Raw genomic sequence first — 22,834 nt, 5'->3', positions numbered from 1 at the left:
GGCGTTGACTTTTGGCACGCTGTTGAGTTCTCAAGGAACGGACGCTTCCTTCGTACTCACCCTCTCGGGCTTTCCTCCGGGCGCTTCCCTTCGGTGTTTCCGACTCTATCAGATCTTTTCTCGATCCGATTCCCTGTCGGCGGGATGTCGGGAGGCTTTGGGCTTTCGCCCGTCGGCCTTTCGACATTCACTACGTTAACCGATTCCCCCACCCGATTCATAATCGGGCCCGGTGGATTCGAATTCGGGCATGCGGACACGCCGAAAATCGACCCCGTTGAGGGTGTTCGTAGGTAGTGGGTTGGCCGCTCCGGCTGCTGACTACGCAGTACCCGGTTCAGCGGCTCGGGCTACGTTACGCGCCTCGCCAAGGCGAGTCAACTTGAGCGGCGCCTCGGCACGTGGGCCCGATAGGGGCTGACCGTGGGGTCGTTGGCCACCCAGTAGCGCCAGGGGTGGATGTCGCCGTTGCCGCCGTCGCCTGCCACGCCGGTACGTGGGCCGTTGCGTACCTGGTCGGAGGGGATCGGGGTGCCGGCGAGGATCCTCAGCGGTGTCTCGCCGGGGGCGCAGGCGTCGGTGCCGTCCAGGGCTCGGTCCACGTCCAGGGCAGTGGCCAGGCGGGCCGGGCCTTTGGCCAGTTCCTTGTCGTTGCGGGCCGAGAGTCGACGTTTGCGGGCGAGCTCGGCGCCCTCGATGATCTCGCCGGCCCGGAGCAGGACCGCGCTCGCCTGGCCGTCGGGGCCGCACACCAGGTTCATGCAGTGCCACATGCCGTAGGTGAAGTAGACGTAGACGTGTCCGGGGGGACCGAACATCCCGTCATTGCGGGGTGTGCGGCCGCGATAGGCATGGGAGCCGGGGTCGTTCGGGCCGTCGTAGGCCTCGACCTCTGTGAGGCGGAGGGTGATCGGACCGTCCGGGGTGGTGCGTACGAGGAGGCGGCCCAGGAGGTCGGGGGCGACTTCCAGGACGGGCCGGTCGAAGAAGTCCCGGGGAAGGGGCGTACGGTCGGGGGTCGCGATCATGCCGTCCGAGGGTAGTGCAGACGGGTGGTCGCAACGGGGTGGTCAGGGGGCGCGGGCCTTGCCAGGGTGAGGACGCGGAACCGGCCACGGCCGGATCGCGTTTGTACGGATCAAGGATCCACTCTGAGAAGAACGGATCAAGGATCCACTCTGAGAAGAGGAGAGTCATGGCGTTCAAGAAGCTGCTCGCGAGCCTGGGGGCCGGCGGTGCTTCGGTCGAGACGGTGCTGACGGAGGTCAACGTCGTCCCGGGCGGTGTCGTCCAGGGTGAGGTGCGGATTCAGGGCGGGTCCGTGAACCAGAACATCGAGGGCCTGTCCGTGGGGCTTCAGGCGCGCGTCGAGGTCGAGGGGCAGGACTCGGAGTACAAGCAGGACATCGAGTTCACGAAGCTGCCGCTCGGTGGTGCCTTCGAGCTGCAAGCCCAGGCCGTGCACGCGGTGCCCTTCGGGCTGGAGATCCCCTGGGAGACGCCGGTCACGATGATCGACGGGCAGGCGCTCCGCGGCATGAACATCGGCGTGACGACGGAGCTGTCGATCGCGCGGGCCGTGGACTCCACCGACCTGGACCCGATCAACGTGCACCCGCTGCCCGCTCAGAAGGCGATTCTCGACGCCTTCATCCAGCTGGGCTTCCGCTTCAAGAACGCGGACATGGAGCGCGGCCACATCCGCGGTACCCGGCAGAAGCTGCCGTTCTACCAGGAGATCGAGTTCTTCCCGCCGCAGCAGTACCGCGGTATCAACCAGGTCGAGTTGAGCTTCGTGGCGGATGAGCACGCGATGGACGTCGTCCTCGAAATGGACAAGAAGCCGGGGCTGTTCAGCGAGGGCAGCGACACCTTCCGGTCGTTCCAGGTGGGTCTGACCGACTTCCACGGGACCGACTGGGCGGCGTACCTCAACCAGTGGCTGTCCGAGGTCGGCAGCAAGCGCAACTGGTTCTAGGCTCGGAACCACAGAACCCGCGATTCCGCTGTTCCTTCAGGAGGTATCGACGTGACCGAGCTCAAGAGGCGGCCGCTGCCCCACGACTTCCATCCGCCCGTGCCGTCGTTCACGGTCACGAGCAAGGACGTCGAGCACGGCGGGACCCTCCAGGACGCTCAGGTCTACGCGGCCGGCAACACTTCGCCGCACCTGCGCTGGGAGGGCTTCCCGCCCGAGACCAAGAGCTTCGCCGTGACCTGCTACGACCCCGATGCCCCTACGGGGAGCGGGTTCTGGCACTGGGTCGTCTTCGACATCCCGGCCTCGGTGACCGAGTTGCCGGCGGGTGCGGGCAGCGGCGAGTTCGACGGGCTGCCGGAGGGTGCCGTACAGGCGCGGAACGACTACGGGTCGAAGGACTTCGGTGGTGCCGCGCCGCCGCCCGGTGACGGGCCGCACCGGTATGTGTTCACGGTGTACGCCGTGGATCAGGAGAAGCTCGGGCCGGACTCGGACGCCAGTCCCGCCGTCGTCGGCTTCAATCTGCGGTTCCACGCGATCGCGCGTGCCCATGTGATCGGTGAGTACGAGGTGCCTGCCGAAGCCTGACGTTCATGGAACGTTTGCCCGCCCCTGGTCTTGGAAGTGATCAGGGGCGGGCATTTTTTATTTCGTTGTCCATCTCGGCGTGCCCGGCCAGAGTTGATCCCAGCCCGCCAGGGGGTGGGCAGGTGCACACGGGAGGTGGGCTGGTCATGCGGGACACGCTGGTACTGAACGCGAGCTTCGAGCCGCTGTCGACGGTGACGTTGAACCGAGCCGTCGTTCTGGTGCTTCAGGACAAGGCCGTCGTCGAGCAGGCCCACCCCGAACTGCGTATGCGTGGAGCCGCGGTCGACATACCCGCGCCTCGGGTGATCAGGCTGTGCAGGTACGTACGGGTGCCGTTCCGAAGACAAGCGCCGTGGTCGAGGCGGGGTGTGCTGGTGCGGGACCGGCACAGGTGCGCGTACTGCGGTCGCCGGGCCACGACTGTGGACCATGTGGTGCCGCGGTCGCACGGTGGGCAGGACACGTGGCTGAACACGGTCGCCTCGTGTGCGGAGGACAATCATCGGAAGGCTGACCGGACGCCTGAGCAGGCGGGGATGCCGTTGCTTCGGGAGCCGTTCGAGCCGACGCCTGCTGATGCGATGTTGCTGGCGCTGGGGGCCGATGAGTTTGAGGCGTTGCCGGAGTGGCTTGCTCGGGACGCTGCCTGACTAATCGCCGTGGGACCACATGCAGTTCGCAGGCTGCGGGTTCGTTGTGGCTTGTCGCGCAGTTCCCCGCGCCCCTCAGCGGCACTGGGGCCCGCCTTCTTTGGAGAAGGCGGGCCCCTTTGCCGTACGACGAACGCCGCGTCAGTCGATCGACGGCTTCTCTCGGCGTTCCGTGCCGCTGTTGCCGGAGGATCCGTTGCCGCCCGAACCGCCGCCCAGGCCGCCCAGGTTGCCCATGGCGCCCGACAGGCCCTTGAGGGCGTCGCCGATTTCGCTGGGGACGATCCAGAGCTTGTTGGCGTCGCCTTCGGCGATCTTGGGGAGCATCTGGAGGTACTGGTAGGAGAGGAGCTTCTGGTCCGGGTCGCCGGCGTGGATGGCCTCGAAGACCGTGCGGACCGCCTGGGCCTCGCCTTCCGCGCGCAGGGCCGCTGCCTTGGCCTCGCCCTCGGCGCGCAGGATCTGGGACTGCTTCTCACCTTCGGCGGTGAGGATCGCGGCCTGCCGCGTACCTTCGGCGGTGAGGATCGCGGCGCGCTTGTCGCGGTCGGCGCGCATCTGCTTCTCCATCGAGTCCTGGATGGAGGTGGGGGGTTCGATCGCCTTCAGCTCGACGCGGTTGACTCGGATGCCCCACTTGCCCGTAGCCTCGTCGAGGACGCCGCGCAGCGCCGCGTTGATCTCCTCTCGGGAGGTCAGGGTCCGTTCGAGGTCCATGCCACCGATGATGTTGCGGAGCGTGGTGACGGTCAGCTGCTCGATCGCCTGGATGTAGCTGGCTACTTCGTAGGTGGCGGCGCGGGCGTCGGTCACCTGGTAGTAGATGACCGTGTCGATGTTCACGACCAGGTTGTCCTGGGTGATCACCGGCTGCGGCGGGAACGGCACGACCTGTTCACGCAGGTCGATGCGGTTGCGGATGGTGTCGATGAACGGGACCACGATGTTGAGGCCCGCGTTCAGTGTCCGCGTGTAGCGGCCGAAGCGTTCGACGATGGCCGCGCTCGCCTGTGGGATGACCTGGATCGTCTTGATCAGGGCGATGAAGACCAACACCACCAGAATGATCAGGACGATGATGACCGGTTCCATCGTCGTTTCCCCGTACCCCTTCTCCGCTGCGGCAACTTCGGCAGATCTTATGCTTGTTGAAGATCTTGCTGATCGAGTCTGACAGACCGTCGCGTGGCCCGTGGCGCGTTCGCGCCAGTTACGTCGTGCGAGGTCACATGACGATCGCCGTGGCCCCCTCGATGTCCACGACGTCCACTTCCTGGCCTACTTCGTAGGCGCGGTCGGTGTCGAGGGAGCGTGCCGACCAGATCTCTCCGGCGAGCTTGATCCGGCCGCCGGAGGCGTCGACGCGCTCGAGTACGACGGCCTGTTTCCCCTTCAGTGCCTCGATGCCGGTGGCGAGTTGGGGCCGCTGTGCGCGATGCCGGTTCGCGATGGGCCGTACGACGGCGATGAGTGCGGTCGAGATGACGACGAAGGCCACGACCTGGACGACGGCGTCGCCGCCGAAGATGCCGGCGACCACCGCGGCCGCGACGGCGCCCACCGCCAGCATGCCGAGTTCTGGCATCGCGGTGACCACGAGCCCGATGCCGAGCGCTGCCGCGCCGATCAACCACCAAACCCACGCGTCGATTTCCACATGGTCATGGTATGACCGCGGGCCCTGTCACGGACAGGGCGCCGATCAGTTTGAAGGGCCTTCTTACCGGGGCTTCGCCGAGGTTTCGCGGGGTGAAGGGCGGGGTCAGGACAGAGGGAGGCCCTGTGCGGTCCAGCGGTCGCCGACCTGTTCGACGACGAGCGGGAGGCCGAAGCAGAGGGAGAGGTTACGGGAGGTGAGTTCGAGCTCCAGCGGGCCGGCGGCGAGGACCTTGCCCTGACGGATCATCAGGACGTGGGTGAAGCCGGGGGCGATCTCCTCGACGTGGTGGGTGACCATGAGCATCGACGGGGCGATCGGGTCGCGGGCGAGCCGGCCGAGGCGGCGTACGAGGTCCTCGCGGCCGCCGAGGTCGAGGCCGGCGGCGGGCTCGTCGAGGAGGAGCAGCTCGGGGTCGGTCATCAGGGCGCGGGCGATGAGGGTGCGCTTGCGTTCGCCCTCGGAGAGGGTGCCGAACTTCCGGTCCAGGTAGTCGCTCATGCCGAGGCGGTCGAGGAAGGCGCGGGCGCGCTGCTCGTCGATCTCGTCGTACTCCTCCTGCCAGCCCGCGGTCATGCCGTACGCGGCGGTCAGGACGGTCTGGAAGACGGTCTGGCGCTTGGGGAGCTTGTCGATCATGGCGACGCCGGCCATGCCGATGCGCGGGCGCAGCTCGAAGACGTCGGTGCCGGGGTTGCCGAGGGTCTCGCCGAGGATGGTGGCGCTGCCCGTGGTCGGGAAGAGGTAGCTGGAGGCGAGGTTCAGGAGCGTGGTCTTGCCGGCGCCGTTGGGGCCGAGGATGACCCAGCGCTCGCCCTCCTTGACCGACCAGGAGACCTGGTCCACCAGAGCCCGGCCCTCACGGACCACGGATACGTCCTGAAGCTCCAGAACATCGCTCATGAGCGCGTTGTCTCCCCTTGCAGTGTGACCGGTGTCGGCGTCTCGGCGGCTAGGCGTCTCGGTGGTCGCGTGCGCCGGTGGGCGCACCCCTCAACGAAATCTACGCCACCGGTCCACCGCTTCATTCCATCGGTCCGGTCCTTAGGGTGGGGGCATGCTCTCGGAACCACGTTCAGGACGTCTTGCGGCTTGGGGAAATGCCCTTTTTGCCGGACTTGTCTCGCCGGATGACGCTGTGCTCGAGATCGTCGGGGACGATGCCGTGCACCGGGTGGAGGGGCTGCCGGGTGAGTCGGCGCCCGTCGGGCTCACGCTGGCGCTGGGGCGGCTGCGGGCGCTCGGGGTTTGCGGGCTGCGGGTCGCGCTGCCCGCGCCGGGGCATCCGCTGGGGTTGAGCGGGCCGCCGGAGTTCAATGCGCGGGCGATGGATGCCGAGGAGGCGGTGATCTGTCACGGGGCCGCGTTCGGGCTGGTACCTGAGGTGTACGAGGCGGGGCCCGACGGTGATGTGCATGTCGAGGTGGTCTGGCACTGCCTGGCCGTGCGGGAGGCGCCGCCTGCCGATGTGCCGTCGCTGGGTGAGGCCGAGCGGGAGCTGGCGGAGGCGTTGCGGGAGGCGACCGAGGTGTTGTCGCGGCTCGATGTGGCCGGGTCGGGGCCGGTGGCGGAGGCGGCGATCGATGCGTATCGGGCGCGGGCCGAGCGGGGGCGGGAGGTGCTGGCGCCGGGGTATCCGCCGCGGGCGGTGCGGGTGCTGGAGCTGGCGCAGCGGGTCGGGCTGCTGGTTTCGCTGGCGTACGGGAACGGGCACGGGGGTGCGGTGAGCTCCGCCGAGATGGGGGCGCGGGTGGAGGCGTTGCGGCCGGTGGAGCGCGTGGCTCGGCGGGCGCAGGTTGCGGCTTACAACGCGTATGTGGAGGAGCGGGAGCGGGGGGTGCGGTGAGCGCCGGTTCCTTGGTGACCGGCGTGGGTGTGACCGTCCTGGGGGCTCCGCCCCAGCCCCCGTATCGGCCCTGAAAGGGCCTCGTCCTCAAACGCCGGACGGGCTGGTTTCACTGACCGGCGCCGACAAAACTGACCGGCCTCCCGAGGATGCCCGGGAGGCCGGAGGTCACTGCTTGTTTCGAGGGTCGTCAGTGGTTGACGGCCTCGTTGCCGAAGGCAGGGTTCAGGATGCCGACGACGTTCACGCTGTTGCCCGAGACGTTGACGGGGACGTTGACCGGGGCCTGCACCACGTTGCCCGACCCGATGCCCGGGGAGCCCACGGCCTCGCCGTCGGCGTGCGCACCGCCGGTGGCGGAGGCCATTCCGGCACCGGCGGCCAGCAGGCCACCCGCCACCATCGTCACAGCCGCTGCCTTCTTCAGGTTCTTCACTTCTAAGCCCTCCTTGCGGTTGCCGCGGCAGTCGCCGCAGCACGCACTGGAGAACGGCGGAGATCCACGAAGGATGCGCCATCTGGGGGACATTCCCACGACGGTATGAATCTCAGTCCGGAGGGGAACCCTCCGTATTGCCGTCCGTGACGTCCTGCGGAGAGCGTTTCAGCCGGTCACGCCATGGCGTACGGCCCACAGCGCGGCCTGTGTGCGGTCCGCCAGGTCGAGCTTCATAAGGATGTTCGAGACGTGGGTCTTGACGGTCTTCTCCGACAGGACGAGGGCTCTGGCTATCTCGCGGTTCGAGCGGCCGTCCGCGATGAGGCCGAGCACCTCGCGCTCCCGCTCCGTCAGCGAACCCGCTCTCCCCTGCCCCGAGTTGGCTTCCTCCTGGGACAACAAGGCGCCCGCGACCTCGGGTTGGAGCAGGATGTGGCCGGCGTGGACCGAGCGGATCGCTCCGGCGAGGGCGTCCGGGTCCACGTCCTTGTACACGTACCCGGCGGCGCCCGCGCGCAGGGCCGGGATCACCGTGCGCTGTTCGGTGAAGCTGGTGACGATCAGCACGCGCGCGGGGTTGCCCAGTTCGCGGAGCTTGCGCAGGGCGTCGACGCCGTCCATGCCCGGCATCTTGACGTCCATCAGCACGACGTCCGGCTTCAGTTCCTCGGCGCGGGCCACTCCCTCGGCGCCGTCGGCGGCCTCGCCCACGACCTCGATGTCGTCCTGCACCTCGAGAAAGGTGCGCAGGCCCCGGCGGACCACCTGGTGGTCGTCGACGAGCAGCACCTTGATCGCGTCAGCCACCGGGTACCTCCATCTCGATCGTGGTGCCCTTGCCGGGCGCCGATTCCACGGTGAGTGTGCCGCCGACGCCACTCGTCCGGTCCCGCATGGAGACCAGGCCGAGGTGGCGTCCGGCGCGGCGTATGGCCTGCGGGTCGAAGCCGTTGCCGTCGTCCGTGACCCGTAGGACGGCTCCGCTGCCGCGCCGGTCCAGCGTCACGTCGACGTGCTCGGCTCCGGAGTGCCGCAGGGCGTTGTGCAGGGCCTCCTGGGCCACCCGCAGCACGGCCTCCTCCTGGGCGGCGGGCAGGGCCTTCACGCCGTGACCCGCGAAGGTCACGCGCGCGGTGTGGGCGCGGTCGAGGACCTGGATCTGGGTGCGCAGGGTGGCGACGAGGCCGTCCTCGTCCAGCGCCGCGGGGCGCAGCTCGACGACCGCGGCGCGCAGTTCGTCGGCGGCCTCGGCGGCGAGCGCGGCCACCTGGTGCAGCTCGCCCTTGGCGCGGGACGGGTCGCGGTCGATCAGGGCGGCTGCCGCCTGGGCCGTCAGACGAAGGGAGAACAGCTTCTGGCTGACCGCGTCGTGCAGTTCGTGGGCCAGGCGCGAGCGCTCCTCGGCGATCGTCAGTTCCCGGCTGCGTTCGTAGAGGCGGGCGTTGGTCAGGGCGATCGCGGCGTGCTGGGCCAGGATTCCCAGCAGTTCCTCGTCCTCCTGGGTGAAGCCGCAACTGCCCTGAGGTTTCGGGCAGTTCTTGTTGGCGAGGAAGAGTGCGCCGATGACCTCGTCGCCGTCACGGATCGGCAGGCCCAGGAAGTCGGACATCTCGGGGTGCGCGGACGGCCAGCCCTCGAAGCGGGGGTCCTTGCGTACGTCCGCCAGGCGTTCGGCCTTGGCCTCCTGGAGCATCGCGGCGAGGATGCCGTGCTGGCGGGGCAGCGGGCCGATGGCCTTCCACTGCTGGTCGCTGACGCCGTCGACCACGAACTGGGCGAAGCCGCCGTGGTCGTCAGGGACGCCGAGCGCGGCGTACTGCGCGTCGAGCAGCTCGCGGGCCGAGGCGACGATCGTCTTGAGGACGTCACGCACCTCGAGGTGCCTGCTCATGGCCAGCAGCGCGGAGCTCACCGCGGCGAGGCCGGACCTGGGGCCTTGACTCATGCCCTCACGGTACCGGCGGGGTGTGACAGCCGGATCGGACCTGTGGCGGCGGCCGGCTGCGGCGTGGGACCTAGGGCTGCGGTCGCAGGCCCGGCGTCGCAGGGCCGCCGTCCCAGGCCCGGCGGCGTAGGGCGAAAGGCCCCCGGTGGCCGGCGTAGGACGAAGGGCCCCGGGGCTCTGCGGCCCGCGTCCGAGGCGGTGCGGGGCTTGCGGTTCCTACGTTGAGGGCACCGCCGATCGGTGGCGGACTCGGACAAGGGACGGTTGTCATGCCGGTAGCGATCATCACGGGGGCCTCGAAGGGCCTGGGCCGGGCGCTCGCCGAGGCGCTGGCCGGGCGCGGCTGGGACCTGGTGCTCGACGCCAGGACGGCGGAGATCCTGCAGGAGACGGCGGCTGGGCTTCAGGTGTACGGCACGCGCGTGGCGGCCGTGCCGGGGGACGTCACGGACGCCGGGCACCGGGCCGAGCTCGTGGCCGCCGCCCGGAGGCTGGGCGGCGTCGATCTGCTGGTGAACAACGCCAGCGCGCTGGGCGCCGAGCCGCTGGTACGGCTGGACGAGCTGCCCCTGGAGGGGCTGCGCAGGGCGCTGGAGGTGAATGTGGTCGCCGCGCTGGCCCTCGTCCAGGAGGCGTTGCCGCTGCTGCGGGCGTCCGGGGCGGGCACGGTGATCACGGTCAGCTCGGACGCGGCCGCCGAGGCGTACGAGACGTGGGGCGGGTACGGGGCGTCGAAGGCCGCGCTGGACCATCTCGCGGCGGTGCTCGGCGCGGAGGAGCCCCGGCTGCGGGTGTGGGCGGTCGATCCCGGGGACATGGCGACGGACCTGTACGCGGCGGCCGTACCGGACGACGACGATCCGCGGCCGGCGCCGGGCAGTGTGGTGCCCGCCTTCCTGCGGCTGCTGGACGAGCGTCCGGCGAGCGGGCGCTACGGGGCGCCGTCCCTGCTGGAGGGGCGGCGATGACGCTGGCGGTGAGGGTGCCGGAGGAGTTGTCGGCCCGGGTGCCGGCCGAGCAGCGCGGGCCGGGTCTCGACCGGGATGCCGTACGGCTGCTGGTGTCGCGCGGCACCGAGGTGTCGCACCACACGTTCGGTGAGCTGCCGCGGCTGCTGCGGGCCGGGGATCTGCTGGTCGTCAACACCTCCGAGACGCTGGCCGCCGCCGTGGACGGGCGGATCGGGCACGCGCGCGTGGTGGTGCACTTCTCGACGTGCGGGGACGACGGGCGGTGGGCGGTCGAGCTGCGGGACCCCGACGGGAACGGCACCACGCGCGCGCACGTATGGAGCAGGGCGCGAAGCGCTCCTTGGAAGGGTGGTGGCGGCCGACGGGCGGGAGGGCCCGCGGGGACCGAGGTACGGCTGGCCGGTGGTCTGCGGCTGGTGCTGGAGGAGCCGCTGGGCGCCGGGAGCGGGCGGCTGTGGTGGGCGCGGGTCGTCGGCCGCCGCGGAAGCCAGCGAGATGGCCCTCAGGGGGCAGCAGGCGCCGCGGAGGTGCTCGGGCTGATGCGTGAGCAGGGGCGGCCGATTCGCTACTCCTATACGGAGCGGGACCAGCCGTTGTCCGTGTACCAGACGGTGTTCGCGCTGCCGTCGGCCGACGGGGCGGGCAGTGCGGAGATGCCGAGCGCGGCGCGGCCCTTCACGGTGCGGATGGTGACGGAGCTGGTGAGCCGGGGCGTGCAGTTCGCGCCGATCACGCTGCACACCGGGGTTGCCTCGGCGGAGGCGCAGGAGCCGCCGTCTCCGGAGCGGTTCGCGGTGCCGGAGGCGTCGGCTCGGCTGATCAACGCGGTCAGGGCCGGGGACGGCAGGGTGATCGCCGTCGGGACGACGGCCGTGCGGGCCGTGGAGTCGGCGGCGGACGCCGACGGGGTCGTACGCGCGCGTGCGGGCTGGACGGATCTCGTCGTCACCCCCGAGCGCGGGGTGCGGGTGGTGGACGGGCTGCTGACCGGGCTGCACGAGCCGGAGGCCTCGCATCTGCTGATGCTGGAGGCGGTCGCGGGGCGAGCCGCTGTCGACCGTGGTTACGAGGAGGCGCTGCGGGGGCTCTACCTCTGGCACGAGTTCGGCGACGTGCATCTCCTCCTCCCGACGGAGGCCCCTCACTCAGAGCATTGCGCCAGCAACTGCCGGTGAGACTGTTACACGGCTGATGTGAGCCCGCGCATAGGGCGCACGTCACGTACGAAAGTCCGTAGTAGGTAGAGGCGTCCCTTTTGAGCGGGACAGACGGTCCTGTCTGTCCTGATTTGCCCTTCCCGGCTCCACTATCGAGGATCGTACGTCACACCTTTGCCACGCAATTTTGCGGCCGCTAAGAATTGCTCTCGTCGCTCAACGCCGCGGGTTCCGCCCGCGGCGTTTGTGCCGGAAGCACCCGTGTCCCCCGCCGGACAGCGAGCGACCTCCTGCGCTATTCGAAGAGGTCAATCTGCCATGCTCAAGAACACCAAGAACCGCGGTCCCATACGTGCGCTGACCCAGCGGCACAAGATCGCGATCGCCGGTGTCGCCACCCTCGGCGCCGCCGCCCTCGCCTTCTCCGCCGTCCCCGGCAACGCTCAGACGACCACGGCCGAAGCCCCCGCGGGCAAGGTGGCCTACAGCAGTGAGCAGATCAAGGACGTCAAGGGCAGCGTCACCGACCAGCTCGCGTCCGCCGGCGTGAAGGCCGAGGAGATGTCGGCCAAGCACAAGGCCGCCGTCGCCGCCGCCAAGCACCGGGCCGCCGTGGCCGCCGCCAAGCACCGGGCCGCCGAAGCCGCTGCCAAGCACCGGGCCCACGTGGCCGCCGAGGCCAAGAAGAAGGCCGAGGCCGAGCGCAAGGCGAAGGAAGCCGCGAGCCGGTCCACCAACCGCATCAAGATCCAGCCGGTCGCCGCCAAGTCCTACACCAACAACCTCGACGGCTGGATCCGCGAGGCCCTGGACATCATGAAGAAGCATGACATCCCGGGCACTTACAACGGCCTCTACCGCAACATCATGCGGGAGTCCTCGGGCAACCCCAACGCCATCAACAACTGGGACATCAACGCCCAGAACGGCGTCCCCTCGATCGGTCTGCTCCAGGTCATCAAGCCGACCTTCGACGCCTACCACGTCCCCGGCACGGCCTTCAGCCAGTACGACCCGGTCGCCAACATCACCGCCGCCGCCAACTACGCGGCCGACCGGTACGGCTCGATCGACAACGTCAACAGCGCGTACTGAGTGCGGTAGGCCCGGGCCTGTCATCACATACGCCGAAGGGCGGCACCCTCCTGACGGGTGCCGCCCTTCGGACGTCGTACGGCGGTGACTACTTGCGCATGACCTCGGGCTCGTGCCGGCGCAGGAAGCGGGCGACGAAGAAGCCGCAGATCACGCCGAGGGCGATCAGGGCGAGCATGTCCATGGTCCACGCGCCGACGGTGTGTTCCCAGAGCGGGTCGTTGCTCTCGCCCTTGGCGGGCGGGCTGATCCTGTTGAAGTCCAGCGTGGCGCCCGCGGCGCCCACCGCCCAGCGCGACGGCATCAGGTACGAGAACTGGTTGACGCCGATCGAGCCGTTCAGGGCGAACAGACAGCCGGTGAACACGACCTGGATGATCGCGAACATGACCAGCAGGGGCATCGTCTTCTCGGCCGTCTTCACCAGCGCCGAGATGATCAGGCCGAACATCATCGAGGTGAAGCCCAGCGCCATGATCGGCAACGACAGCTCCAGGAGCGTCAGCTCGCCGAGGACCAGGCCCTCGTCGGGGATCACTCGGCTGGAGAAGCCGATGACGCCGACCATCAGGCCCTGCAGCACGGTGATGAAGCCGAGCACGAACACCTTGGACATCAGGTACGCGGAACGGGACAGGCCGGTCGCGCGCTCACGCTCGTAGATGACCCGTTCCTTGATCAGCTCACGGACGGAGTTGGCGGCACCGGCGAAGCAGGCGCCCACCGCGAGGATCAGCAGGACGGTCGTGGCCGTGCCGTTCGGGACGGGCAGGCCGGTCTTCGGATTCACCTCCGTGTTCACCAGCAGGTCCTTGTCCGCGTCGATGAGCAGGCTCACCGCGCCGAGGACGGCCGGCAGGATCACCATCAGCGCCAGGAAGCCCTTGTCCGAGGCGATCACCGAGACGTAGCGGCGCACCAGCGTCAGGAACTGCGACATCCAGCCCTGCGGCTTCGGCGGCTTCATCGCCTGCATCGGAGGCATCTGTACGGACTGCGGAGCTATCGCGTCGATGTCCGCGGCGTACATCTGGTAGTGCTGCGAGCCCTTCCAGCGTCCCGCCCAGTCGTAGTCGCGGTAGTTCTCGAAGGCGGAGAAGACGTCGGCCCAGGTGTCGTAGCCGAAGAAGTTCAGTGCCTCCTCGGGCGGGCCGAAGTACGCCACGGCACCGCCCGGCGCCATCACCAGGAGCTTGTCGCACAGCGCCAGCTCGGCCACGGAGTGGGTGACCACGAGGACCGTACGGCCGTCGTCGGCGAGGCCGCGCAGCAGCTGCATGACGTCGCGGTCCATGCCCGGGTCGAGGCCCGAGGTGGGCTCGTCGAGGAAGATCAGCGACGGCTTGGTGAGGAGTTCCAGGGCCACCGAGACGCGCTTGCGCTGGCCGCCGGAGAGGGAGGTGACCTTCTTCTCCTTGTGGATGTCCAGCTTGAGCTCGCGCAGCACCTCGTCGATGCGGGCCTCGCGCTCCTTGGCCGTGGTGTCGGCCGGGAAGCGGAGCTTGGCCGCGTACTTGAGGGCCTTCTTGACGGTCAGCTCCTTGTGCAGGATGTCGTCCTGCGGGACCAGACCGATGCGCTGGCGCAGCTCGGCGAACTGCTTGTAGAGGTTCCGGTTGTCGTAGAGGACGTCGCCCTGGTTGGCGGGGCGGTAGCCGGTGAGTGCCTTGAGCAGGGTCGACTTGCCGGAGCCGGACGGGCCGATGACCGCGATGAGGGACTTCTCCGGGACGCCGAAGGAGACGTCCTTGAGGATCTGCTTGCCGCCGTCGACGGTGACGGTCAGATGGCGGGCGGAGAAGGAGACCTCACCGGTGTCGACGAACTCCTCGAGCCGGTCGCCGACGATGCGGAACGTGGAGTGGCCGACGCCGACGATGTCGGTGGGGCCGAGCATCGCCGAGCCGCCCTTGGGGATCGGCTGGCCGTTGACGTACGTGCCGTTGTGGGAGCCGAGGTCGCGGATCTCCATGCGGCCGTCGGGCGTCGAGTGGAACTCGGCGTGGTGCCGGGAGACTTGCAGGTCGGAGACGACCAACTCGTTCTCCAGGGCACGGCCGATGCGCATCACGCGACCGATGGAGAATTGGTGGAACGTGGTGGGGCTGCGGTCGCCGTAGACCGGCGGCGCCCCCGCGCCACCACCGGGGCCGTGCTGCGCCGGGATGTGCGCCGCGGCCTGCTGCGGCTGCTGCCAGCCGGGCTGCGGTGCCTGTTGCGGGACTTGCTGCTGCGGGACCTGCTGCTGCGGGACCTGCTGCGGAACTTGCTGGGCCGGCGTCTTCTGTACCGGTGTCTGCTGGGGCCAACCCGCCTGCGCGCCCTGCGCGGCGTACGGCTGCTGTTGCGGCTGGGCCTGCGGAGAGGCGACGGAGGCCGCGGGGCCGGAGAGGTTCAGGCGCGGTCCGTCGGTCGCGTTGCCCAGGTGCACGGCCGAGCCGGGGCCGATCTCCAGCTGATGGATTCGCTGACCGTGCACGAACGTGCCGTTGGTGCTGCCGTGGTCCTCCAGGACCCAACTGCGGCCGCTCCAGCTGATCGTGGCGTGCCGCCAGGAAACCCTGGCGTCGTCGAACACGATGTCGCCCTGCGGATCGCGTCCGAGCGCGTAGGACCTGGACGGGTCGAGCGTCCAGGTCCGTCCATTCAATTCCAGTACGAGTTCCGGCACTCCACGCCCCACTGAGTAGTCCCCCGAGTTACCCCCAACACAGGGAGTCTAGGGATGTCGAACATCGTCGGGAACTATTTCAGGCTCCGCCCCCTGACTGAAAGTCGGGCCTTATGAAGACCACGACGAAGACCACGCGCGCGTGCTTCGACTGGTTCCGTTGACGGGGTTGAAACCAGCCCGGAGAGTGGTAATCCACGCGAGGGGGACATGCGCGGCGAGCCGGCCGCGCCGCGGATCGGGGGGTCTGCATGAGCGCGTCCACGAACGTCGAGAGCGCGAGGCACGGCACGCGACTGCCGTGGGGGCACATCCTGTTGTCCGCGATCGCTGCGGTGAGCTGGGCGTTGATCGGGATGGCGGGCACGGCGGCGCTGGGTCTGCATCTCCTGGAGGCGGACGCGGCAAGCTCGTTGGGCCCGATGACCGCGGCGGTGGTGGCCCTTGGAGCGGGTGGTTCCGTCACACCGTCCGGTGACGTGTCAGCTTTCGGTTTGACGGGCGCGGAGGCGGCGACCGCCATCGAGATCACGCCACTGGGGGTGAGCCTGGTCGGCGCCGTACTGCTGTCGTGGTTCTTCCTACGGTCCTTGCGCGGCGCCGGAGTTGTGATCGCGCCGACCGAACTCCTCGCGCGCGCGGGTGCGGTGGTCGTGCTGTTCGTGGCGACGCTGGGCGGGCTGGCGTGGGCGGGGCACGACGTCATCACGATCGACGGGAGTTCCCTGGGGCTCGACGATCTGCCGGGCGGGGGCGGGGGCGGCGGCGTCGAGATCCCCGGGGTCGGTGACATCGGGGGTATCGGGGACATAGGCGGGCTGTTGCCCGACCAGATCGGCGACCTCATCGACGCGGAGGCGTCGGTGGGCTTCACGGTGGACACGGCGCCGACCCTCCTCGGCGGCCTGGGCTGGTCCGCCGGCATCCTGCTGATCGCCCTGCTGGCCTCGCGCCGCACCCCGCTGCCGCGCGGCTGGGAGGCCGTGCACCGGGTCGTACGGCCCGCCGCTTCCGCCCTCGTCACGGTGCTGCTCGTCGCGGTCGCGGCCGGGCTCACGGCGGGGGCGTACGCGGCGATCGGCGACGACAACCCCAAGCGCATCGCGGGCGCGGCCCTGCTCGGCGCCCCGAACGGCGTGTGGCTCGGCATCCCGATCGGCCTGTTCGTCCCGTTCGACGGCAGGGCGACGGGGGCCCTGGTCGGCCTGCTGCCGGATCCGCTGGACGACCTGCTGAACAGCGGATCCGACCAGTCCGTGACGCTGAGCGCGCTGGCGGAGCTGGACGGGCGCGTGTGGCTGCTGGGGGTCGCGGCGGCGGTGATGCTGCTGCTGGCGGGAGTGTTGGCTGCGGTTCGGACGCCGGTCGGGGTGGCGGGCGGGTTCGGTCAGGCTCCGGGGGTGCGAGGCGGGATGACTCCCGGTGCCGGGACGGCTTCGGCTGCGGGGCCGGCGGATGGTGGCTTGCGTGGTTCCTCGGGAGTACGGCCATCGGCGGCCCGGGCCTTCGGTGGGACGGCCCCGGGAGTCGTACGGCCATCTGCGGGCGGTGCCGCAGGAGGGCCGGGTAACGGTGGCGTACGGGGGCCGGGGGCCTTCGGTTTCGCCGGACGGTGTGCGCTGCGGCTCGGGATCGCGACGGCGTTGACGCTGCCGCTGCTCGCGTGGCTGACGGAACTCTCCGTGGACGCCTCGCTGTCGGTACTGGGCTTCGACGCGTTCGGCGCCGGGGTCGAGCTGCGGGGGAACCTCGGCATGGCGCTGCTCCTCGGGGCGGCTTGGGGCGCGATGACGGGGGCGGTGGGTGCGCTGCTGGCCTGGGCTGCGGGGGCGGCGGGGCAGCGGGCGGCGCCGTTGGCTCTGGGCGCGGCGGAGGAGGGTCGGCCGGGGCTCGCGGAGCATGCGGCGGCGGGTGCGAGGCCGGGTGCGGCGGGCGTAGGGGGATCCGCGGGTGCCGGGGGCACGGCGGCGCGGGGTACGGAGGCTTTGCCGTACGGCAGCCGGTCGGGGCCGTACACGCCGGGCACGCCCTATCGGCCGCCGAACCCGGCGACGAACCCGTACCTGCGCGTGCCGGAGGAGCTGCGTGAACCGGAAGACGCGCGGCCGCCGGGCGCGGAACCGTCTTCCGGGGGTGCGTGGCCGTCCGGTCAGGCGCGTGGGACGGATGCGAGGTCGGGACGGGACCCTGCACGACGGCCCGGTGACCCCCAGCCCAGCGACCCGGCCTCCAGCGACCCGCCGTCCCCTGCCGCCGGCGACGACATGTACGGCGCGCCCACCGTCGCCCGGCCGATCGACCCGCCCCCGAGGTCGCCCCGGCCTCCCCGGCGGCGTGGGAACCGACCGTCGTCCGGAGCGGACGAAGGGCCTCCGCCCCCGCCACCGCCGCCTCCTCCCCCGCCTCCGAGGAAGCCGAAGGGGCGCCCGTGACCGGCGCCGGGGAGCCGAAGCGACGCTCGTGACCTGCGGACCCGGCAGCGGCCTCGTTCGATGCCGGGCAGCCGGCGCGACGGCGGGCTGCTGGACCGGGCGACAAGCTGCGCCGTGATCGGCCCGGGCGCAGCCGCCGTCCATCCCGGTGGCGACCGGCCGGCGCGACCCGACGCGCCGAGCCCCGGCGCCGTACCCGCCCAAGCACCCGGCGCGAGTCAGCGCCCCGAGCTCACAGGTACGCCTGTGCCGATGCACAGGCACTGGTGCGACCGTGGCCCGGATGTAAGACTCGGGCCATCCGAGCGACACCCACTGTTCCGTGTCCGCTAGGCGGACCTCAGGGGCGGCAGGCACTGAGTGCCGGATACGGTGGAAGCACCATGAGCGCTTCGCAGACCTCCGACATCCCCACACTTCTCGTCAAGATCTTCGGGAAGGACAGGCCGGGCATCACGGCCGGCCTCTTCGACACGCTGGCCGCCTACTCCGTCGACGTGGTCGACATCGAGCAGGTCGTCACCCGTGGCCGGATCACGCTGTGCGCACTCGTGACGCCTCCCCCCGCCGGGATGGAGGGCGATCTGCGGGCGACCGTCCACAGCTGGGCGGATTCGATGAAGATGCAGGCGGAGATCATCTCCGGCCGTGGTGACAACCGGCCCCGTGGACTGGGGCGGTCCCTGGTGACCGTGCTCGGGCATCCCCTCACCGCCGAGGCGACCGCCGCGATCGCCGCCAGGATCACCAAGTCCGGCGGCAACATCGACCGTATCTTCCGGCTCGCCAAGTACCCCGTGACGGCGGTGGAGTTCGCGGTGTCCGGTGTCGAGACCGAGCCCCTGCGCACCGCCCTGGTGACCGACGCGGCGGCACTGGGTGTCGACATCGCCGTGGTCGCCGCGGGTCTGCATCGGCGCGCGCAGCGGCTCGTCGTCATGGACGTGGACTCCACGCTCATCCAGGACGAGGTGATCGAGCTCTTCGCCGCGCACGCCGGCTGCGAGGACAAGGTGGCCGAGGTGACGGCGGCCGCGATGCGCGGGGAGCTGGACTTCGAGCAGTCGCTGCACGCGCGCGTGGCGTTGCTGGAGGGCCTGGACGCCTCGGTGGTGGAGAAGGTGCGCAGCGAGGTGCGGCTGACGCCGGGCGCGCGGACGCTGATCCGTACGCTGAAGCGGCTCGGCTATCAAGTGGGGGTCGTCTCGGGCGGGTTCACCCAGGTCACCGATGATCTGAAGGAGCGGCTCGGGCTCGACTTCGCCCAGGCGAACACGCTGGAGATCGTCGACGGGAAGCTGACGGGCAAGGTCACCGGCGAGATCGTGGACCGGGCGGGCAAGGCGCGGCTGCTGCGCCGGTTCGCCGCCGAGGCGGGTGTGCCACTGTCCCAGACGGTGGCGATCGGCGACGGGGCCAACGACCTGGACATGCTCAACGCGGCCGGCCTGGGCGTCGCCTTCAACGCCAAGCCGGTGGTACGGGAGGCGGCGCACACGGCGGTGAACGTGCCGTTCCTGGACACGGTCCTGTATCTGCTGGGCGTCACTCGCGAAGAGGTCGAGGCCGCGGACATGCACGACGAGGTCTGACGCGCCGCGGGTGGATCGCCGTACGGGCGAACACCGTGCGGTGCCGACCCGCACCCGATGGCCTGCAGGCGCGGTCGTGCCCACGATGGCCTGCACCCGTTGTCCTGCGTCCGCTGTCCTGAACGCGAGGGGCCCGGCACCACGACGGTGCCGGGCCCCTCCGCGTGGGTCGGTCACTCCGACGGAGCCCAGTAGTCCACCAGCGTGGCCACGCCGGGCTCCAGCGTCTTCCAGGTGCCGCTGAAGGAGAGCACGGCGAAGGCGGCGGCCGGGAAGCCGCGGCGGCTCATGCGGTCGCGCGCATCGCCCTCGGCCGAGCCGGACAGGATCTCGGCGAGGCCCTGTACGCCCGGGTTGTGGCCGATCAGCAGGAGGTTCTGCGCGTCGTCGGGTGTTTCGTTGAGCACGGCGATCAGCTCGCCGGGCGAGGCCTCGTAGATCCGCTCTTCGTAGACGGTTTTCGGCCGGTGCGGGAACTCGTGGACGGCCAGCTTCCAGGTCTCCCGGGTCCGGGTCGCGGTGGAGCACAGGGCCAGGTCGAAGGGGATACCGGTGTCGGTCAGCCTGCGGCCGGCCTCTGCCGCGTCCAGTCGGCCCCGATCTGCGAGCGGCCGCTCGTGGTCGGTCACCTGTGGCCAGTCGGCTTTCGCATGCCGGAAGAGGACAATCCTGCGGGGTTCTGCGACGCTCATGGGTCCCAGCTTCGCATGAAACAGGCCACGGGGCGCAGGGAGTTGACGGGCGGGTTCGGCCGTGCTCAGCGCGTGATCAGCCGTGCTCAGCGCATGATCAGCTGCTGTATGCGCTCGAAGAGCTGGGTGATCGCGGGCTCGGCGGTCGCCGCCTGGGCGCCGGACGGGTTGAGTATCAGCGTCAACAGCGTGATGAAGGCGAGCGTCGGCAGGGCGAGGGCCCACCAGGGCAGCCGGATGTCGGCACGGCCCGTGGACGCCGGGTGGGGCGGGGTGTGCGTACGGGCCGACATGATGCCTCCGTGGGTCTTCGAGTGGTCCGTGTCCGCCTCTCGCGGTCACACTCCGAAGCTACGGAACTCGCGGCCCTCAACCCATCCGGTGATCCACCCAGTTGACCCTGACACTCACCCCCTAGGGGATGGTGGTGCTAGCCCCACCATCGGCCTGAGGAAGCGCGTCAGGGAGAGGCGACCGTGGCGATGACGGCGATGATCACGAAGATGGCGAAGAACGCCCCGAAGACGAGCAGCATCTTCTTCTGGCCGTTCTGGGGGTTCGGGTCGAGCACTGGCATACGGCAAGTCTCGCACCCTCCGCCCGCGCCGAACGCGCCGGGGTGAGGCTCAGCGGACCGCCTCGTCCTCCACCGTGCGGTTCCGTCCCGCGATGACGCCGACCAGCATCTGCGGGATCATCAGTGCGGTCATGAGCGCGATGGGCAGCCCCCAGCCGCCGCTGTGCTGGTAGAGCACGCCCACCAGGAGCGGGCCGGGGATGGAGAGCAGGTAGCCGGTGCTCTGGGCGAAGGCGGACAGCTGGGCGACGCCCGCTCCGGTCCTGGCCCGCATCCCGACCATCGTGAGCGCCAGCGGGAAGGCGCAGTTGGAGACGCCGAGCAGCAGCGCCCAGGCCCACGCTCCGGCGGCCGGCGCGAAGTACAGGCCGGCGTAGCCCGCGAGTCCGCAGACGCCGAGCGCGACGACGATCGGGCCCTGGTGCGGCAGCCGGGTGGCCACGCGCGGGATGACGAAGGCCAGCGGCACGCCCATCACCATGGTGACGGCCAGCAGCAGCCCGGCCGTGGACGCGGGGACCCCGGCGTCCCGGAAGATCTGTGCCATCCAGCCCATCGTGATGTACGCGGCGGTGGCCTGGAGCCCGAAGAAGACGGCCAGCGCCCGGGCGGTGCGGCTCCGGGTGACACGCAGGGGCGGCTCCTCGCGCGCGTGCTCCCGCCTCGCCGCCGGCGGCTCGGCCGGCCCCGCGCCAGGTCGTCGTACGAACGGAATCCACGGCAGTACGGCCGCCGCGGCCAGCCCCGCCCACACCGCGAGGCCGGTCTGCCAACTGCCGCCCAGCGTCTCGCTCATGGGCACGGTCACGGCGGCCGCCGACGCGGTGCCCAGGGCGAGGGCCATCGAGTACAGGCCGGTCATGGAGCCGACCCGGTCCGGGAACCAGCGCTTGACGATGACCGGCATCAGGACGTTGCTGACGGCGATGCCCATGAGGGCGAGCGCGCTGGCGGCCAGGAAACCGGCCGTGCCGCCGGCGTAGGGGCGCAGCAGCAGTCCGGCGGCGATGGCGGCCATGCCCGCGCACACCACGGCGCCGGGGCCGAAGCGGCGGGCGAGCCGTGGGGCCATGACGCCGAAGACGGCGAAGCAGAGCGGGGGCACGGACGTGAGCACTCCGGCCACGCTGCCGCTCATGCCGAGCCCGTCGCGGACCTCTTCGAGGAGGGCGCCGAGGCTGGTGATGGCGGGGCGGAGGTTCAGCGCCGACAGCACGATGCCGAGCACGAGCAGCCGTGTCGTCCACGCGCGCGTGGAGGGCGTCGTGGGCTCGCTCGTCTGGGAAGGGCCTATGGATGTCGACGTCGTGGTCCGGGTCTCCTCGCTTGCCATGCGGCCCATCATAGAATCATGGGATGATTGGTTGTCCACCCCCGGGCCGCCCGGTCGCGGCCCTCCCGTGCGAAGGTGTGCCATGCCCCTGAGCCACCCCCGCCGCTCGGCGCTGTCCGAGCAGGTCATCGCGGCGTTGCGGAACCAGATCGCCTCGGGCGAATGGCCGGTCGGCTCCCGCATCCCGACGGAGCCCGAGCTGGTCGAGCAGCTCGGCGTGGCCCGCAACACGGTCCGTGAGGCCGTCCGCGCGCTCGCGCACAACGGACTGCTGGACATCCGGCAGGGCTCCGGCACGTATGTGGTGGCGACCAGCGAGCTGGCCGGTGTGATGCACCGCCGGTTCGCCGACGCCGACCCCCGGCACATCGCCGAGCTGCGCTCCACGCTGGAGTCGGCCGCCGCGAAGCTGGCCGCCGAGCGGCGCACGGAGAAGGACCTCAAGCAGCTGGACGCGCTGCTGGTACGCCGCGAGGAGGCCTGGGCGTCCGGTGACGCGGAGGCGTTCGTGGCGGCCGACGCGACCTTCCACCTGGCCGTGGTGGCGGCCTCCCACAACGACGTGATGACCGCGATGTACGCGGACCTCGGCGAGGTGCTGCGGGACTGGCTGCGCGAGGACGTGGGCGAGGAGCTGCGGCCCGAGACGCACATGGACCACGCGCGGCTGGTCGACGCGATCCGCGCGGGCGACGCGACGGCGGCAGCGGCCGAGGCCGCGAGCTACCCGTTCCTGTGCCGTCCGGGGCGCTTCAGCTCTCCCGCCGGTGACTGACCCACACCGAGCCGACCTCTTTCCAGCACCGCGCGGTCATCCGCACGGTCTGCGCCGGTTCGGCGTCCACCGAGGAGCCGTCGCTGTCGAGGTCCCACCAGCGGGCGCACTCGACGTGCAGGCTCACCCGGTCGGTCTCCGGATACGGGTTGTGGCAGTACACGGTCACCTGGGACCCGGTGATGCGTACCCGGCACTCGGCACCGAACGGATGCTGGGGCTCCGCTTCGGCGGCGGGCACGCGCGCGTGGGCCATCGCCGCATACGGCAGGGGCAGTACGCAAGCGACGGTGACGGTCGTCGAGGCCAGGCGGCGGGACAAGCGCACAAGGGGACCTCCTCGGCCGTACGGGGGAGGGGCACGCGTGGTGAACGCGTACTCCAGAGTGCGTGGTCGCAGGTCTCCCCCGCCCGGCCGGATAGCCCGAAC

Annotated in this window: 23 protein-coding genes; 10 read left to right on the top strand and 13 right to left on the bottom strand. The window is 70.4% G+C overall.

Features of this window, described 5'->3' with window-relative positions:
• Positions 1-377: 377 nt before the first annotated feature.
• A complete protein-coding gene (locus tag ACIBAG_RS18650) occupies positions 378-1,028 on the bottom strand; it encodes a DNA-3-methyladenine glycosylase (RefSeq protein WP_399106303.1) in 651 nt (216 codons plus the stop codon).
• 167 nt (positions 1,029-1,195) lie between these two features.
• On the opposite strand from ACIBAG_RS18650, the gene ACIBAG_RS18645 reads away from it, so the two are divergent.
• From ACIBAG_RS18645 to ACIBAG_RS18635, 3 genes are all read left to right on the top strand, one after another.
• Entirely contained in the window at positions 1,196-1,978 is a 783-nt protein-coding gene (locus ACIBAG_RS18645; protein ID WP_399106301.1) for a sporulation protein, read from the top strand.
• Between the two features lie 51 nt (positions 1,979-2,029).
• A complete protein-coding gene (locus ACIBAG_RS18640) occupies positions 2,030-2,569 on the top strand; it encodes a YbhB/YbcL family Raf kinase inhibitor-like protein (RefSeq protein ID WP_399106299.1) in 540 nt (179 codons plus the stop codon).
• Positions 2,570-2,715: 146 nt separating this feature from the next.
• Positions 2,716-3,222, top strand: coding sequence for an HNH endonuclease (locus ACIBAG_RS18635; RefSeq protein WP_399106297.1), 507 nt, complete (start codon positions 2,716-2,718; stop codon positions 3,220-3,222).
• Positions 3,223-3,363: 141 nt separating this feature from the next.
• Here the strand turns inward: ACIBAG_RS18635 and ACIBAG_RS18630 are convergent, their stop codons facing one another.
• From ACIBAG_RS18630 to ACIBAG_RS18620, 3 genes are all read right to left on the bottom strand, one after another.
• Positions 3,364-4,314, bottom strand: a complete 951-nt coding sequence (locus tag ACIBAG_RS18630) for an SPFH domain-containing protein (protein WP_399106295.1) — start codon at positions 4,312-4,314, stop codon at positions 3,364-3,366.
• A gap of 133 nt (positions 4,315-4,447) precedes the next feature.
• Positions 4,448-4,879, bottom strand: coding sequence for an NfeD family protein (locus ACIBAG_RS18625; RefSeq protein ID WP_399106293.1), 432 nt, complete (start codon positions 4,877-4,879; stop codon positions 4,448-4,450).
• A gap of 105 nt (positions 4,880-4,984) precedes the next feature.
• Positions 4,985-5,782, bottom strand: coding sequence for an ABC transporter ATP-binding protein (locus ACIBAG_RS18620; protein ID WP_399106291.1), 798 nt, complete (start codon positions 5,780-5,782; stop codon positions 4,985-4,987).
• Between the two features lie 154 nt (positions 5,783-5,936).
• Between ACIBAG_RS18620 and ACIBAG_RS18615 the strand changes: the two genes are divergently transcribed.
• Complete coding sequence (locus ACIBAG_RS18615; protein WP_399106289.1) at positions 5,937-6,725, top strand: hypothetical protein; 789 nt, start codon at positions 5,937-5,939, stop codon at positions 6,723-6,725.
• 190 nt (positions 6,726-6,915) lie between these two features.
• Here ACIBAG_RS18615 and ACIBAG_RS18610 read toward each other — a convergent pair whose 3' ends face one another.
• The 3 genes from ACIBAG_RS18610 to ACIBAG_RS18600 form a co-directional block, all read right to left on the bottom strand.
• Positions 6,916-7,161, bottom strand: coding sequence for a chaplin (locus ACIBAG_RS18610; protein ID WP_399106287.1), 246 nt, complete (start codon positions 7,159-7,161; stop codon positions 6,916-6,918).
• A 168-nt stretch (positions 7,162-7,329) separates the two neighbouring features.
• Positions 7,330-7,971 (bottom strand): response regulator, encoded by a 642-nt coding sequence (locus tag ACIBAG_RS18605; RefSeq protein WP_399106285.1) that lies wholly within the window; start codon positions 7,969-7,971, stop codon positions 7,330-7,332.
• Positions 7,964-9,109 (bottom strand): GAF domain-containing sensor histidine kinase, encoded by a 1,146-nt coding sequence (locus tag ACIBAG_RS18600; RefSeq protein ID WP_399106283.1) that lies wholly within the window; start codon positions 9,107-9,109, stop codon positions 7,964-7,966. The genes ACIBAG_RS18605 and ACIBAG_RS18600 overlap by 8 nt, the downstream gene beginning before the upstream one ends.
• A 269-nt stretch (positions 9,110-9,378) precedes the next feature.
• On the opposite strand from ACIBAG_RS18600, the gene ACIBAG_RS18595 reads away from it, so the two are divergent.
• From ACIBAG_RS18595 to ACIBAG_RS18585, 3 genes are all read left to right on the top strand, one after another.
• Positions 9,379-10,077: an SDR family NAD(P)-dependent oxidoreductase gene (locus ACIBAG_RS18595; RefSeq protein WP_399106281.1), complete on the top strand. Its 699-nt coding sequence runs from the start codon at positions 9,379-9,381 to the stop codon at positions 10,075-10,077.
• A complete protein-coding gene (locus ACIBAG_RS18590) occupies positions 10,074-11,255 on the top strand; it encodes an S-adenosylmethionine:tRNA ribosyltransferase-isomerase (RefSeq protein ID WP_399106279.1) in 1,182 nt (393 codons plus the stop codon). Before ACIBAG_RS18595 ends, ACIBAG_RS18590 begins: the two co-directional genes overlap by 4 nt.
• Before the next feature lie 300 nt (positions 11,256-11,555).
• Positions 11,556-12,332 (top strand): transglycosylase SLT domain-containing protein, encoded by a 777-nt coding sequence (locus ACIBAG_RS18585; protein WP_399106277.1) that lies wholly within the window; start codon positions 11,556-11,558, stop codon positions 12,330-12,332.
• An 88-nt stretch (positions 12,333-12,420) separates the two neighbouring features.
• Here the strand turns inward: ACIBAG_RS18585 and ACIBAG_RS18580 are convergent, their stop codons facing one another.
• Positions 12,421-15,003, bottom strand: a complete 2,583-nt coding sequence (locus ACIBAG_RS18580; RefSeq protein WP_399106274.1) for an FHA domain-containing protein — start codon at positions 15,001-15,003, stop codon at positions 12,421-12,423.
• 251 nt (positions 15,004-15,254) lie between these two features.
• Between ACIBAG_RS18580 and ACIBAG_RS18575 the strand changes: the two genes are divergently transcribed.
• Together ACIBAG_RS18575 and serB are read left to right on the top strand one after the other, a co-directional pair.
• Positions 15,255-17,435 (top strand): streptophobe family protein, encoded by a 2,181-nt coding sequence (locus tag ACIBAG_RS18575; RefSeq protein WP_399106272.1) that lies wholly within the window; start codon positions 15,255-15,257, stop codon positions 17,433-17,435.
• 383 nt (positions 17,436-17,818) lie between these two features.
• Positions 17,819-19,027 carry a phosphoserine phosphatase SerB gene (serB, locus tag ACIBAG_RS18570; RefSeq protein ID WP_399106270.1) on the top strand — a complete coding sequence of 403 codons (1,209 nt, stop codon included), beginning with the start codon at positions 17,819-17,821 and terminating at the stop codon, positions 19,025-19,027.
• Between the two features lie 173 nt (positions 19,028-19,200).
• Here serB and ACIBAG_RS18565 read toward each other — a convergent pair whose 3' ends face one another.
• The 4 genes from ACIBAG_RS18565 to ACIBAG_RS18550 all read right to left on the bottom strand — a co-directional run bounded on the left by ACIBAG_RS18565 (position 19,201) and on the right by ACIBAG_RS18550 (position 21,629).
• A complete protein-coding gene (locus ACIBAG_RS18565; protein WP_399106268.1) occupies positions 19,201-19,719 on the bottom strand; it encodes a SixA phosphatase family protein in 519 nt (172 codons plus the stop codon).
• Positions 19,720-19,805: 86 nt separating this feature from the next.
• The gene (locus ACIBAG_RS18560; protein ID WP_399106266.1) at positions 19,806-20,012 is read right to left on the bottom strand and encodes a hypothetical protein; all 207 of its coding nucleotides are present in this window, start codon (positions 20,010-20,012) and stop codon (positions 19,806-19,808) included.
• A gap of 167 nt (positions 20,013-20,179) precedes the next feature.
• Positions 20,180-20,296 (bottom strand): SGM_5486 family transporter-associated protein, encoded by a 117-nt coding sequence (locus tag ACIBAG_RS18555; RefSeq protein WP_107119863.1) that lies wholly within the window; start codon positions 20,294-20,296, stop codon positions 20,180-20,182.
• Between the two features lie 49 nt (positions 20,297-20,345).
• The gene (locus ACIBAG_RS18550) at positions 20,346-21,629 is read right to left on the bottom strand and encodes a CynX/NimT family MFS transporter (protein WP_399106264.1); all 1,284 of its coding nucleotides are present in this window, start codon (positions 21,627-21,629) and stop codon (positions 20,346-20,348) included.
• Between the two features lie 82 nt (positions 21,630-21,711).
• On the opposite strand from ACIBAG_RS18550, the gene ACIBAG_RS18545 reads away from it, so the two are divergent.
• Positions 21,712-22,404, top strand: a complete 693-nt coding sequence (locus ACIBAG_RS18545) for a FadR/GntR family transcriptional regulator (RefSeq protein ID WP_399106262.1) — start codon at positions 21,712-21,714, stop codon at positions 22,402-22,404.
• On the opposite strand, the gene ACIBAG_RS18540 is transcribed toward ACIBAG_RS18545, so the two are convergent.
• On the bottom strand, positions 22,382-22,732 hold the full coding sequence (locus ACIBAG_RS18540; protein WP_399106260.1) for a hypothetical protein: 351 nt from the start codon (positions 22,730-22,732) through the stop codon (positions 22,382-22,384). The two genes, ACIBAG_RS18545 and ACIBAG_RS18540, sit on opposite strands and share 23 nt — an antisense overlap.
• Between the last annotated feature and the right edge of the window lie 102 nt (positions 22,733-22,834).

It is taken from the genome of Streptomyces sp. NPDC051243 (genome assembly GCF_044455405.1).
Lineage (GTDB): Bacteria > Actinomycetota > Actinomycetes > Streptomycetales > Streptomycetaceae > Streptomyces.
Note: the sequence above shows the minus strand (reverse complement) of the source record. Positions and strands in the feature narration are given on the sequence as shown.

What these genes read in the sequence shown, in the direction of transcription:
- ACIBAG_RS18620 (WP_399106291.1), bottom strand. Translation starts at nt 5,782, where the DNA reads ATGAGCGATGTTCTGGAGCTTCAGGACGTATCCGTGGTCCGTGAGGGC.
- ACIBAG_RS18590 (WP_399106279.1), top strand. Translation starts at nt 10,074, where the DNA reads ATGACGCTGGCGGTGAGGGTGCCGGAGGAGTTGTCGGCCCGGGTGCCG.
- ACIBAG_RS18550 (WP_399106264.1), bottom strand. Translation starts at nt 21,629, where the DNA reads ATGGCAAGCGAGGAGACCCGGACCACGACGTCGACATCCATAGGCCCT.
- ACIBAG_RS18565 (WP_399106268.1), bottom strand. Translation starts at nt 19,719, where the DNA reads ATGAGCGTCGCAGAACCCCGCAGGATTGTCCTCTTCCGGCATGCGAAA.
- ACIBAG_RS18615 (WP_399106289.1), top strand. Translation starts at nt 5,937, where the DNA reads ATGCTCTCGGAACCACGTTCAGGACGTCTTGCGGCTTGGGGAAATGCC.
- ACIBAG_RS18650 (WP_399106303.1), bottom strand. Translation starts at nt 1,028, where the DNA reads ATGATCGCGACCCCCGACCGTACGCCCCTTCCCCGGGACTTCTTCGAC.
- ACIBAG_RS18560 (WP_399106266.1), bottom strand. Translation starts at nt 20,012, where the DNA reads ATGTCGGCCCGTACGCACACCCCGCCCCACCCGGCGTCCACGGGCCGT.
- serB (WP_399106270.1), top strand. Translation starts at nt 17,819, where the DNA reads ATGAGCGCTTCGCAGACCTCCGACATCCCCACACTTCTCGTCAAGATC.
- ACIBAG_RS18635 (WP_399106297.1), top strand. Translation starts at nt 2,716, where the DNA reads ATGCGGGACACGCTGGTACTGAACGCGAGCTTCGAGCCGCTGTCGACG.
- ACIBAG_RS18645 (WP_399106301.1), top strand. Translation starts at nt 1,196, where the DNA reads ATGGCGTTCAAGAAGCTGCTCGCGAGCCTGGGGGCCGGCGGTGCTTCG.
- ACIBAG_RS18575 (WP_399106272.1), top strand. Translation starts at nt 15,255, where the DNA reads ATGAGCGCGTCCACGAACGTCGAGAGCGCGAGGCACGGCACGCGACTG.
- ACIBAG_RS18545 (WP_399106262.1), top strand. Translation starts at nt 21,712, where the DNA reads ATGCCCCTGAGCCACCCCCGCCGCTCGGCGCTGTCCGAGCAGGTCATC.
- ACIBAG_RS18600 (WP_399106283.1), bottom strand. Translation starts at nt 9,109, where the DNA reads ATGAGTCAAGGCCCCAGGTCCGGCCTCGCCGCGGTGAGCTCCGCGCTG.
- ACIBAG_RS18585 (WP_399106277.1), top strand. Translation starts at nt 11,556, where the DNA reads ATGCTCAAGAACACCAAGAACCGCGGTCCCATACGTGCGCTGACCCAG.
- ACIBAG_RS18595 (WP_399106281.1), top strand. Translation starts at nt 9,379, where the DNA reads ATGCCGGTAGCGATCATCACGGGGGCCTCGAAGGGCCTGGGCCGGGCG.
- ACIBAG_RS18555 (WP_107119863.1), bottom strand. Translation starts at nt 20,296, where the DNA reads ATGCCAGTGCTCGACCCGAACCCCCAGAACGGCCAGAAGAAGATGCTG.
- ACIBAG_RS18630 (WP_399106295.1), bottom strand. Translation starts at nt 4,314, where the DNA reads ATGGAACCGGTCATCATCGTCCTGATCATTCTGGTGGTGTTGGTCTTC.